Origin of the sequence: Microbacterium kyungheense (assembly GCF_006783905.1) — a bacterium.
GTDB classification, from domain to species: domain Bacteria; phylum Actinomycetota; class Actinomycetes; order Actinomycetales; family Microbacteriaceae; genus Microbacterium; species Microbacterium kyungheense.
On sequence record NZ_VFPE01000005.1, the window covers coordinates 224,037 to 236,893 of the forward strand.

At 71.1% G+C, this 12,857-nt stretch carries 8 protein-coding genes; 6 read left to right on the top strand and 2 right to left on the bottom strand.

All coding sequences use genetic code 11. From position 1 onward, the window contains the following. Positions 1 to 67 precede the first annotated feature (67 nt). The 4 genes from FB391_RS19765 (at position 68) to FB391_RS15870 (ending at position 7,623) form a co-directional block, all read left to right on the top strand. Positions 68 to 244, top strand: a complete 177-nt coding sequence (locus FB391_RS19765) for a hypothetical protein (RefSeq protein ID WP_185843132.1) — start codon at positions 68 to 70, stop codon at positions 242 to 244. Positions 245 to 261: 17 nt separating this feature from the next. Continuing rightward, positions 262 to 6,450, top strand: a complete 6,189-nt coding sequence (locus FB391_RS15860; RefSeq protein WP_141895976.1) for a S8 family serine peptidase — start codon at positions 262 to 264, stop codon at positions 6,448 to 6,450. 154 nt (positions 6,451 to 6,604) lie between these two features. Beyond that, positions 6,605 to 7,411, top strand: coding sequence for an SDR family oxidoreductase (locus FB391_RS15865; protein WP_141895978.1), 807 nt, complete (start codon positions 6,605 to 6,607; stop codon positions 7,409 to 7,411). Positions 7,412 to 7,416: 5 nt separating this feature from the next. Then, positions 7,417 to 7,623: a hypothetical protein gene (locus FB391_RS15870; RefSeq protein ID WP_185843137.1), complete on the top strand. Its 207-nt coding sequence runs from the start codon at positions 7,417 to 7,419 to the stop codon at positions 7,621 to 7,623. A 3-nt stretch (positions 7,624 to 7,626) separates the two neighbouring features. Here FB391_RS15870 and FB391_RS15875 read toward each other — a convergent pair whose 3' ends face one another. Next, complete coding sequence (locus FB391_RS15875) at positions 7,627 to 8,340, bottom strand: GNAT family N-acetyltransferase (RefSeq protein ID WP_141895980.1); 714 nt, start codon at positions 8,338 to 8,340, stop codon at positions 7,627 to 7,629. A gap of 109 nt (positions 8,341 to 8,449) precedes the next feature. Here FB391_RS15875 and FB391_RS15880 point away from each other — a divergent pair, with 109 nt between their 5' ends. After that, positions 8,450 to 9,850: an MFS transporter gene (locus FB391_RS15880; RefSeq protein WP_141895981.1), complete on the top strand. Its 1,401-nt coding sequence runs from the start codon at positions 8,450 to 8,452 to the stop codon at positions 9,848 to 9,850. 3 nt (positions 9,851 to 9,853) lie between these two features. Here the strand turns inward: FB391_RS15880 and FB391_RS15885 are convergent, their stop codons facing one another. Then, the gene (locus tag FB391_RS15885) at positions 9,854 to 11,116 is read right to left on the bottom strand and encodes an FAD-dependent oxidoreductase (RefSeq protein ID WP_185843133.1); all 1,263 of its coding nucleotides are present in this window, start codon (positions 11,114 to 11,116) and stop codon (positions 9,854 to 9,856) included. Positions 11,117 to 11,229: 113 nt separating this feature from the next. Here FB391_RS15885 and FB391_RS15890 point away from each other — a divergent pair, with 113 nt between their 5' ends. After that, the gene (locus FB391_RS15890; protein ID WP_281286444.1) at positions 11,230 to 12,852 is read left to right on the top strand and encodes a peptide MFS transporter; all 1,623 of its coding nucleotides are present in this window, start codon (positions 11,230 to 11,232) and stop codon (positions 12,850 to 12,852) included. Positions 12,853 to 12,857: the final 5 nt, after the last annotated feature.

A 12,857-nucleotide genomic window follows, 5' to 3' on the forward strand; every position in this document is an offset into this window, starting at 1 on the left:
ACCGTCTCGCAAAGATTGACGTGTTCGCCGGATAGCTACCGCGAACCGCCTGCCCGAGCATGGCTGCATGTCCTACGACCCGGAGTCGCGCACGCGCCATGAGACGGCCGCACGTGACGACCTGAGCACCGAGCCCGAGACTCCCCCATCGGGTGAACCGTGCACCCCCGACGGCTCCGTCGTGCCCGACGGCGCCGCCGACCGCCCGCACCGCCAGAGTCACGACCCTTACCAACCCCTGTAGACCGGAGGGCTCCCCCCATGAGACTTACCGCCATCGTCACGACACTGGCCGTCACGGCCGGCTTGAGCGTGGGGGTCCCCCTCCCCGCGGCGGCCGAGCCGGACGCCGGGCCGCCCGACGCCAAGATCGCGAGCGATCTGAAGGACCGGTTCCACGAGGACCCGACGACGGACTTCTGGATCACGTTCCACACCGACGCCGACCTGGCGCCTGCGAAGGACATCACGGACTGGGCCGAGCGCGGCCAGTTCGTCTACGACGCGCTCAAGAAGTCGGCGAAGGCGTCCGAAGCGGCCATCGCCGCCGAGCTCGACGCGGCCGGCGTGAAGTACACGTCGTACCCGCTCGTCAACGCCGTGCTCGTCAAGGGCGGCACGCAGGACCTCGCGCTCGACCTCGCCTCGGTCGGACAGGTCGCCGAGATCCAGGCGTCGCCCCAGGTCGCGCTCGTCGAACCCGTCGAAGAGACGACGCCGACCGACGAGGGCGTCCGCCCGGACACCGCCGCCGCTGCCGCTGCCGACGCGGGCGTGGATTCCTGGGGCGTGGACGCCATCCGCGCTCCCGAAGCCTGGGCTGTGGGCGCCAACGGCGCCGGCATCACGGTGGCGAACCTCGACTCGGGCGTACAGTTCGACCACCCGGCGCTCGTATCGCAGTACCGCGGCACCCAGCCGGACGGCACGTTCGACCACGACTACAACTGGATGCCCTCTCGAGGCACCTGCGCGGACGCGCCGTGCGACGACAACGGCCACGGCACCCACACCATGGGCACGATGGTCGGCGACGACGGCACCAACCACGTCGGCGTCGCCCCGGGCGCGAAATGGATCGCGACCAACGGCTGCTGCGACAGCTCCGGCGTCGAATCGCTGCTCGAGTCCGGCTGGTGGCTGCTGGCGCCGACCGACCTGCACGGGAAGAACCCCGACCCCTCGAAGCGCCCGCACGTCATCAACAACTCGTGGGGCCAGGACACCGAGCACAACTTCGACGACTTCTTCCGCGCGGTCGACGAGGCCTGGACTGCTGCCGGCATCTTCAGCGTCTGGTCGTCGGGCAACACCTCGCCCGGTGCGGCCTGCGACACCGTCTCGACCCCGGGCTCGGCCTCGAGCGCGTACTCCGTCGGCGCCTATGACGTGAACGGCGACCTCGCGTCCTTCTCGCGCAAGGGCGAGGGCGAGAACGGGCAGATCAAACCCGAGATCTCGGCGCCCGGAGTGGCCGTCCGCTCGTCCTATCCCGGCAACCAGTACGTCGAGATGTCGGGCACGTCGATGGCGGCACCGCACGTCGCCGGCGCCGTCGCGGACCTGTGGAGCTACGACCCGACGCTCATCGGTCAGGTCGAAGAGACCCGCCGCCTGCTCGGCGAGGCGGCCGTCGACGTCGACGACACGTCGTGCGGCGGCACCGCTGACTTCAACAACATGTACGGCGAGGGCCGGCTGGACCTCCCCCGCCTGCTGGAGCTCGCCCCCCGCCAGGGCGGCACGCTGACCGGCGTCGTCACCGCGGACGGGGCGCCCGTCGCCGGAGCCGACGTCACGATCACCGGACCGTTCAGCCGCTCCGTCGGCACGGGCTCGGACGGCCGGTTCTCGGCGAACCTGCCTGTCGGCGACTACCGGCTCAGCACCAAGGTGTTCGGATATATGACCGCGGCGGCCGACGTCACGATCACCCTCGGCGCGGAGTCCGCCGTCGACCTGTCGCTGACGGCCGCCGAACGCCACGACATCCGCGGCACGGTGGTCGACGAGGACGGCGACCCCGTCGCGAACGCCGACGTCTCGGTCAAGGACACGCCGCTGGATGCCGTCCGCACGGACGCCGAGGGCGCCTTCGATATCGCCGACGTGCCGGAGGGCGAGTACGCGCTCGCCGTCACGCCGAACGCCTGCTTCTCGCCCACGTCCGTCGGGCTGAAGGTCGGCGCTGAGAACAAGCCGCTCGAGGTCGCGGTGGGGCTCGTCGTCGACGAGGGCGGCTACAGCTGCTCGGTCTCGGAAGGCGATTACCTGCGCGGCACCGAGCCCCTCGAGTTCGCGAACGGCATCTGGGCGACCGTGCAGCTGCCGTTCCCCATCGCGCTCTACAACGGCAGCCACGACTCGCTCGGCATCGGTCTTCGCGGAGTGATCTCGCCCGACACCTCCACCGGTCCGGGCACGGGCGGCGCGGGCGTGTTCCCGTTCTGGATGCAGACGCCGGTGAACATCGACGACGGCGGCGTCTACACGGCCACGACCACCGTGGACGGCGAGGACGCGTTCGTGGTCGAGTACCGCGACGTGCGTCTCTGGGAGTGGCCGGACCGTGCCGCGTACACCGATGAGAAGGTCAGCTTCTCTGCGGCCTTCACCCGATCGGGCAAGGTCATCCTCGGGTACGGCGACGGCATCGGCGGCGACAACCCGGTCACCGGCGGACTGCGCGCCGCCAGCGGCATCCAGGGATGGGCGGGCGTAGACGGCATCCGGTTCTCGGACAACGCGCCGGTGCTCCACGACGGGATGATCGTCACGTACGACCTTCCCGACTGGGGGTACCTCGACGCGACGGTCGTCGACAAGAACGACGGGCTGCCGGTGTCGGGCGCCAAGGTGTCGTTCACCGACGAGGACGGCCTCGTCGAGACCGTGACGACGGGCGGCACGGGCATCGTGCACCGTCAGCTTCCCGTCGCCGACTACACGATGACCATCGAGGCCCCGAACTACGTGACCGGCTCGTACGAGTTCACGCTCGACAAGCTCTACGCGAAGAAGACGATCGACGCGCGCCTGGCCACGAGCGCCGCCGAGCTGAAGGCGGACGGCCTGGACGCCCTGATGGGCACGGATCAGAACGGCGTCGGCTCGCTGACGCTGACCAACACCGGCTCCGCTCCGCTCACGTACCAGCTCGGCGAGGCCGAACGGCATCCTGAGCTCGACGCCGCCGGCGCGACGACCCGCACCGGGACGGGCGCCGACAGCACGATCGACCTCGCCGGCTGGAACACCGGCACGGGCGACACGACGCCGTCGACCGTCGACGGCGAGCTGACCGTGTCGGCGGCAGCCGAGGAGGCGGCCGCCGCCCAGGTCGGCGCCACGGCGGGCGGCGGCGTCATCACCCGGATCGAGATCCCCGGCACCACCGCTGAGAAGGAGCCGTCGGGTGTCGGGTACGACGGCGACGTGTGGGTCCACGACTACGTCGAGCGCACCAATACCGCGTACACGGTGACGGGCGCCTCCACGGGCAAGGTCTTCGACGCGGCCTGGAACCCCGAGTACCGGGCGTTCGACATGGCGCTGGACACCGAGACCGGCGACATGTGCCAGATGGAGGACAGCCCCGCCAGCTACATCCACTGCTTCGACCGGCAGACCGGCGAGGAGACGCGGCAGATCAAGGGCGAGTGGTCCACGCTCCCCCTGACCGGACTGGCCTACAACCCCGCCGAGGACGTGTACTACGTCGGCGGCCGGTACAACGGCATGATCGGCACGGTGGCAGGCACGTCCCACGAGGACGCCGGCGCCATGCTGTCGTTCTGCGCACCGCCGCTGCCCGAGATCATGGGTCTCGCATACAACCCGGCGTCGGACACGATCTGGTACACCGACCTGACCTCCAACCGGCCCACGAGGCTGCTGCAGGTCGACCCCGAGGACTGCTCGCTCGTCAACGCGTGGTGGTTCCCGGGTCAGAAGGTGGGCGCGGGCGGCGGTCTGGAGACCGACGCGACGGGCGCACTGTGGGCGGTGGACCAGCTCGCCGATGACGTCATGCTCGTCGACGTCGAGGACGACCTGATCACCGACCTGCCCTGGCTGTCGCTCTCGTCGAACGGCGGCACGCTCGCGCCGGGCGAGTCCACGACGGTCACGGTCGCGATCTCGTCGAAGGACATCGATCCCGGCACCCTGGGAGCCAATATCGTCGTGCGAACCGACGCGGGACGGCAGTCCAAGACGTACGTCCCCGTGACGCTCACGACGAGCCCGTACCAGGTGGGCGTCGACGCGGGCGGAGCCTCGTTCACCGACGCAACCGGCTTCGTCTGGTCGGCCGACCAGGCCGCCGGCGCCGGCGCATGGGGCTTCCAGGGCAAGGACAAGGCGACGTCCACCCGCACTCCGATCGAGGGCACCGAGGACGACGCGCTGTTCCAGACCCAGCGGACCACGCCCGACAAGGACCTCGTGTACACGTTCCCCGATGCACCGAAGGGCACGTACGCCATCGACCTCGGGTTCGCCGAGATCGACAAGGCGGCCTCGGGCAAGCGGGTGTTCGATGTCATGGTCGACGGCGCGCTGACCCAGTACGCGTACGACGCGGCGGCGGCCGTGGGTCCGAACGCGGCCGACTGGCACACCGCCGTCGTGCCGCACGAGGGCGGCCCGCTCACCGTCGAGCTGCGCGGCGCGAAGGGTCTGCGCGCACCGAGCGTCGCGGCCCTGCGGGTCACGCTCGACCCGCGCGGAGACGCCGTGGAGCCTGAGCCTGAGCCTGAGCAGCCGGAGCCGGGTCCCGTGCCCGTCGCTCCGGCAGGACGCTCGTACTCGGTGAAGGTCACCGAGGGTCTCTACCGGCAGGGCACCACGGATTCCGAGTGGCACGGCGACGACCTGTGCGGTCCGCTCTGGTTCGATTCCGGCTTCTTGTTCCCGTTCTACGACACGGCCTGGGACGGCGTGTGCGTGACGACGAACGGAGCGCTGGTCTTCGACCGGGCGAGCACCGCCGGGAGCAACACGGCGCTGCCGTCGCGGAGCCCGATCGATGCCGTCTACCCGCTGTGGGACGACCTGATCATCGACGACGAGGCGGGCATCTACTTCGGTCAGACCGAGGTGGACGGCACGCCGGCGGAGGTCATCGAGTGGCGCAACGCCACGTTCTACAGCGACCGGACGGCGCGGGTGAGCTTCTCGGTCACCCTGATCGCGGACGGCCGCATCCAGATCGGCTACGGCGACGGCGTCGGCGGTGAGAACCCCCTGACGCAGGGGTCGTCGGCGACGGTGGGCGTGGAGAGCCTGACCCGCAACCCCGAGAGCCAGTACTCCTTCGACGAGCCGGTGCTGAAGTCCGGGCTCGGGCTGGAGTACACGCTCCCGGCATCGGGCACGATCGAGGGCACGGCGACGGACGCGAACGACGGCACGCCGATCGCAGGCGCGATCGTCACGCTGCACGGGCCCGCGGGCGACCGTGTGCTCACGGCCGACGAGCTGGGGCGGTGGAAGGCGCAGGCGCTGGTCGGCGAGAACTCCGTCGAGGTCTCGGCGCCGAACTACGTCACGGCCGGCAAGACGGTGACGATCGCGGCGAAGGACCAGGCCGAGGTGTACGACACCGCGCTGGCCACCGGCGTCGCCACGATCACCGGCGGCGGATTCGACTGGTTCCTGGGTCAGGGCCAGACGGCGACGAGGGACGTGACCGTCACGAACACGGGCTCCGCCCCGCTGGAGCTCCGGCTCAGCGAGCAGGCCCGCACGGCTGACGGCGGGCACGAGGCCGCCGACCTGCCGTGGCTGACGCTCACGGGCGCTGCCGCGGACGGAGCGGTCGAGCTCGCGGTCGGCGAGTCCACCACGGTGACCGCGAAGGTCGACAACGCGGGCATCGAGCCGGGCATGCTGGTCGGAGACGTGCTCGTCGCGTCCGACGCCGGCAAGAACGCGTCCCAGTTCCTGGCGGCGCAGTTGGCGACCTCTGCCTACTGGCAGGGCGTCGACGCCGGCGGAGCCGGGTCGGTCGGCGCGGACGGCTTCGTCTGGTCGCCCGACCGTGCGCTGGGCTCGGAGACGTGGGGCTACGTCGACGGCACCGACCGCTCCACCAAGGCGGCGATCGCCGGCACCGAGGACGACGACCTGTTCCGCACCCAGCGGACCGGCAAGACGTTCAGCTACGTGTTCAAGGACGTCCCCGCCGGGACGTACCGGATCGGCCTCGACTTCGCCGAGCTCGACAAGGTCAAGCCGGGGATGCGTGCGTTCGACGTCCTGGTGGACGGCAAGCCCGTGCTCCACGACCACGACGTGCAGGCAACGGTGGGCGCGCTGACGGCGGATGTCCAAGAGGTCACCGTCGAGCACGCCGGCGGGGACCTGACGATCCAGTTCACCGGCGAGACCGGCGAGCGCGACCCGATCCTCAACGCGCTGAGGGTTCAGGAGGACCCGCGCCTCTGACGCGGGCGCGATGGGCGCACCGCCCATGACGGAGCCTCCTCGGTCGGACCGACCGGGGAGGCTCCGTCGCTCTGCGCCCGCCGCCGGATAGCCGCGCGGATCCGCGCGCGCAACCCCCGTGCCGGCGGACAGGCGGCCCCGTACCGTCGGACGCATGGAGACCTTCGACTTCCGCCCGCGGCGGGCGATCGTGACCGGATCGGACTCGGGGATCGGACGCGCCACGGCGCTCGCCCTCGCCGACGCCGGCCTCGACGTCGGCATCACCTGGCACACCGACGAGGAGGGCGCCGAGCAGACGGCCGCAGGCGTCCGCGAGCGGGGGCGTCGCGCGGAGGTGACGAGATTCGACGCCACGGCGCTCGACGACGTCGCCGGCACGATCGACGGACTGGCCGAGCGGCTGGGCGGGCTGGACGTGTTCGTGAACAACGCCGGCGGCGGCTCCGGCGGCCCGTTCCTCGACCTCTCGCTCGAGGACTGGCGCAAGGTCGTCGCACTCAACCTGGACGGCGCGTTCGCGGGGCTCCAGGCGGCGGCGCGGCACCTCGTGGACGCCGGACGCGGCGGCCGGCTCATCGCGATCACGAGCGTGCACGAGACGCAGCCCCGCGTGGGGTCGGCGGCCTACGTCGCCGCCAAGCACGGACTGGGCGGGCTCGTCGAGACGATGGCGCAGGAGCTCGGCGAGCACGCGATCACGGTGAACGCCGTCGCCCCCGGCGAGATCGCCACGCCGCTGAACGACATGGACTCCGAGGATGCCGAGCGCACGCACCGACCGGGGATCCCGCTCGGCCGGCCGGGCAAGGCCGAAGAGATCGCGGCGGTCGTCGCCTTCCTCGCATCTCCGGCGGCGAGCTACGTGACAGGTGCCAGCTGGAGCGTGGACGGCGGCATGCTGCAGATGGGTCCGCAGGCAGGCTCGCACCTCGAGACCGACGCATGGCGGAAGGGATGACGACGATGACGACGAATGAGACGCCCGACGAGACGGGGATGACGGACGACGAGAAGCGCCGCGACCAGCTGCTCGCAGCGCCCGGCGCCGTCGAGGACGACGCGGCGCCGCGCATCGACGTCACGGACCGCGGCGACGGCATCAAGCGGATCGACATCCGCGACGACGCCGCCGTGCGCCCGGGCGATCCGACGAAAGACCCCGAGGACTGACCGTCAGGCCTGCACCAGCAGGTATCCGCGTTCGTCGTCGAAGCCGCCGATCGCGAGACCCTCGGCCAGGCGCGCCGTGAACTCGTGGCGCACGCGTTCACGCCAGGCGGCGGCATCCGCGGGCGCGTCGCGGCGCAGGGTCTCGATGTCGTGCGGGATCGCGACGGACGCGACCACCGCGTCGTCGTCGGGTGTGGCCACCGGCGGGGCGGCGAGCGCCCACGAGACCATGATGCGGTCGGTCTCGTCGCCGCGGTTGACGCCGTCGTCCATGGGGCCATAGTGGTTCACGAGGTACTCGGTGGCGCGGGTGCCCAGCACCCGCAGATTGAAGTGCGCGTTGCGCGCCACCAGTGGATCGAACGTCCACGTGATGTGCCCGACGTCGCGGGCCAGGGCCCACTCGCGCTGGTGCTGCTTGAGCACGCGGCCCAATCCCTGGGACTGGTGGTCCGGCAGCACGCCGGTGATGTGGCTGTGCATCGATCGCTCCGCCGGCGCGGCGAAGAACGCGACGGATGCCCCGACCATCCGGTCCCCGTCGTACAGGCCCACCGCGTAGTTGCCGGAGTGGGCGAGGGCGCGCAGCAGGTTCGGGGGCATGCCGCCGCGATCGCCGCCCCACACCTCGGCGAGGACCGCTGACGCGCGGTGCACCTCTCCGACCGTGTCGAGCGGGCGGATGTCGATGCCGGGCGGGGTGGCGGAGTCGGCCATGCCCCCAGTCTGCACCCGGACGCCACGCTCCGGAGCCGGTGCCCGCGGGCGCCGATAGCCTGAAGGGATGGGCGCGGGTGACGAAGACGAGAGAAGAAGACTCACCCGGATGCCCCGCCAGGGCGCCATCGTGGCGGTCCTGGCGATCGCGGGCCTCGCGTCGTCGTTCATGTTCACCCTCGTCGTGCCCATCCAGTCCAAGCTCCCCGAGCTGCTGAACGCCAGCCGCGAGGACACCGCCTGGGTCGTCACCTCGACCCTCTTGGCCGCGGCCGTCATGACGCCGATCGCCGGCCGGCTCGGCGACATGTACGGCAAGCGGCGCATCGTGCTCGTGCTGCTGGCGGTCATGGTGGCGGGGTCCGTCATCGCCGCGGCATCCCCCGGCATCGTCGGCGTGATCGTCGGCCGCACGCTGCAGGGAGCGGTGACCGGGGTGATCCCGCTCGGGATCTCGATCCTGCGCGACGTGCTGCACGAGGACCGCGTCGATGCGGCCATCGCCCTCATCAGCGCCACGCTCGGGGTGGGCGGCGCGCTCGGCCTGCCGATCAGCGCGCTCATCACCGAGCGCAGCGACTGGCACGTCCTGTTCTGGGTGGCCGCGGCGCTGGGCGTGATCGTGTTCGCGCTCGTGCTGTGGATCGTCCCGGTGAGCGCGCTGCGCACCGGCGGTCGCTTCGACTACCTCGGCACGGCGGGTCTGGCGATCGGCCTCATCGGCGTGCTGCTCGCCGTCTCGCGTGGCAACGAATGGGGCTGGGCGTCGCCCGCGGTGCTCGCCTGCGGCGTGGGCGGCATCGCGGTGCTGCTGGTGTGGGGCTGGTACGAGCTGCGCATCGCCGATCCGCTGCTCGACCTGCGCGTCGCGGCCCGGCGGCCGGTGCTGCTGACGAACCTCGCGTCGATCGCCTTCGGCTTCTCGCTGTTCGCCTCGAACGTCGTGTACCCGCAGCTCCTCGAGCTGCCGGCCGGCGCGGGGGGATTCGGGCTCTCGCTCGTGGCCGCCAGCCTCGTGGTGATGCCGGCGGGACTCGTGATGATGGTGCTCTCGCCGTTCTCGGGACAGCTCGCCCGCACCGTCGGCCCCAAGCTGCTGCTCGTCCTCGGCGCGATCGCCCTCGTGATCACGTACGCGTTCACCCTCCTGTTCGCGAGCGAGGTGTGGCAGATCCTGCTCGCGAACATCGGCATCGGCTTCGGCATCGGCTTCGGCTACGCAGCGATGCCGATGCTCATCATGCGCTCGGTGCCGCAGTCCGAGACGGGCGCCTCGAACGGTCTCAACGCCCTGTTCCGCTCGCTCGGCACGAGCACCGCGGCCGCCGTCGTGGGTGCTGTGCTCGCGTCGTACGCGATCGACTTCGAGGGCACGCCGGTGCCCGGTCCGGCCGCGTTCCAGGCGTCGTTCCTGCTCGGCGGGGTGGCGGCGGTGGTGGCGTTCGTCGTGGCGCTGTTCATCCCGCGCCGGCATGCGCCGGAGGAGCGGCATCCCTCACTCCGGGAGTGACCCTCACCCGGTCGCGGGCTTCAGCGCGGCCAGCCGGGCCGAGCCGGGCGCGAGGCGTTCGGCGACGGCGACCGCCGAGAGGATCGCGCTCTCGTGCGAGTCGGCGTCGGCGGTGTAGAGGCCGGCGAGCGACACGCCGTGCGCTCCCTGCAGCGGACGCAGCCGCCGCTGCGCGTCGAAGTACGTCGTGTCGATCAGCCCGTGCCGATACGCGGCGGTCGCGTACAGCGGCTGCGGCAGCTCGTCGTCATAGGTCACCCAGCTCTTGAACACGGGGATGCCGCGCGCCGGATTCCAGATCGACAGCTGGCTGTGCGCCCCGTCGGTCCGCACGTTCACAACCGACCACGCCGCCCGGTCGCGCGGCATGAGCCGCGGGTCGCCGTGGATGGCGATCGTCGTGTCGAAGTAGCCGAAGCGGGCGAGCTGCGTCCGCATGTCGGCGGTCTCGGGCACCCCCGCGAGCAGGAGGTGCGCCGTGCTCGCGTCGCACGCGAGCACGACGTGGTCGAAGGGATGCCGCACGCCGGCCGACGTGACGGCCAGCGAGCCGTCGACGTCCCGCGTGACGGCTTCGACGGGCATGCCCGCGTGGAGGCTCGCCCGCTGCAGCGACGCGACCAGCGCGTCGACGTAGACGCGCAGTCCGCCGGGGATCTCGCTCTGCGCCGGCGGGGTGATGCCCTTCGGCAGGTTGGCGCCCAGGTAGTAGAGCGCGTTGTAGGCCGCGAACCCGCGGAACTCCTCCAGGTCGACGCACCAGAACGCGAGCAGCAGGGGGAAGAGGAACCGGTCGACGAACCCCTTCGGCAGACGGCGCCGCTGCACGTACTCCGAGATCGTCATCGTGGTGTCGTGCTCCGCGAGGAAGGCGGGGATCCCCGACAGGAAGGACCGGAAGCGCAGCAGGTCGACGATCGCGCGCGGCGTGAGCGAGGCCCACACCGGCCGCCACCCGCGCAGCGGCGGCATCGCGACGGGCCGCGTGCCGTCGTTGCGCGCGACCGTGAGCGTGGCGGGGTACTCGGTCCGCGGCACCTCCAGCGCATCGAGCAGCCGGTTGAACGTCGCGTATGCGGTGCTGCGCGCGAAGAACTGGAAGCCGGCGTCGATGCTCAGCGCCTGCCCGTCCACCTCGACGTCGATGGTGTGCGTGTGCCCGCCGAAGCGATCGTCCTTCTCGAACACCGTCACGTCGTGATCCTGCTCCAGCAGCCACGCCGTGGCGAGGCCGGCCGCCCCTCCCCCGATGATCCCGATGCGCACTCCCGCACCGTACCGTCCGCACCCGCGCCGGAGCCGGCGCGGCGCGGGGGCTATCGCGCGCGTGCGGGTCGTCGCTACCCTGACCTCATCCGGGGGGCGACGGGAGCGAACGCATGGACGGGCGTGATCAGGGGTTTCAGGACGACGACCGCACGCGACGCCGCAAGGGCGAGCCCGAGCAGGTCCCGGTAGGTCCCCCCGACGGAGCGCGCGCGGCCGCCGACGCGACACGGACCGGCACGGTGGCCTCGGCGAGCGGAACAGATGCCGCCGGAACGACGGCTCCGGACGACGGGTCGGACCACGACACCCGCTTCTTCGGCCAGCCCTGGGCGCTCGCGCACATCTTCGGCGTCGAGATGTGGGAGCGGTTCAGCTTCTACGGCATGCAGGGCATCCTGCTCATCTACATGTACTACACGGTCGCCGAGGGCGGCCTCGGCATCGAGAAGGCCACCGCCACCGGCATCGTCGGAGCGTACGGCGGCACCGTCTATCTGTCGACGATCCTCGGCGCGTGGGTGGCCGACCGCCTCCTCGGCTCGGAGCGCGTGCTGTTCTTCAGCGCGTGGGTCATCATGGCGGGGCACATCGCGCTGGCGCTGCTGCCGAACGTCTGGGGCCTCGGCGTCGGACTGATCCTGGTGGCGGTCGGCTCGGGCGGGCTCAAGGCCAACGCGACGGCGGTGGTGGGCACGCTGTACTCGCCGAAGGACGCCCGCCGCGACGCCGGCTTCTCGCTGTTCTATCTCGGCATCAACCTCGGCGCGTTCCTCGGTCCGATCGTGACCGGCGCACTGCAGAGCAGCCTCGGCTTCCACTGGGGCTTCGGCGCAGCGGCGGTCGGCATGGCGCTCGGACTGATCCAGTACTCGTTCGGCCGCAAGCAGCTGCCCGCGGCGTCCCGCGTCGTCGCCAACCCGCTCCCCGCGAACCGTCGCGGTCTCATGATCGGCATCGCCGCCGCGGGGATCGTCGTCCTGGTGCTGCTGGTCCTCACGGGTGTCATCCGCGCCGACAACCTCGCGGGCGTCGTGATCCTCGTCACCCTGGCCGCCGCGATCGCCTACTTCGCGGTCATCATCGGGTCGCGCCAGATCAGCGGCGACGCGCGTTCGCGGGTCATCGGCTTCATCCCGCTGTTCATCGTCAACGTGGGCTTCTGGTCGCTGTACCAGCAGCAGTTCACGGTGCTGACGATCTACTCCGACGAGCGCCTGAACCGCATGATCTTCGGCTGGGAGATGCCGATCCCGTGGGTCAACTCGATCAACCCCGTCTTCGTGATCATCCTGTCGGGCGTGTTCGCCGTCATCTGGACCAAGCTCGGGGATCGCGCCCCGTCCGCGCCGGTGAAGTTCTCGCTCGGCGCGATGATCATGGGCGTCGCGTTCCTGCTGTTCCTGCCGTGGGCGAACGGCGCGCCGAACTCGACGCCGCTGCTGGCGATCGTGCTGATCCTCTTCGTGTTCACGGTGGCCGAGCTGTTCATCTCGCCCCCGGGGCTGTCGGTGACGACCAAGCTCGCCCCCGAGCGCTTCCACACGCAGATGGTGGCGCTGTACTTCCTGTCGATCGCGCTCGGCACCGCGATCGCCGGCTGGCTCGCGCAGTTCTACAACCCCAAGGACGAGGTCCCGTACTTCACGATCCTCGGCGGCATCGCGATCGTCCTCGGCCTCGCGCTCCTCGCGTCGGTCAAGCCGGTGCTCAAGCTCATGCGCGGCGTGCGCTGAGGATC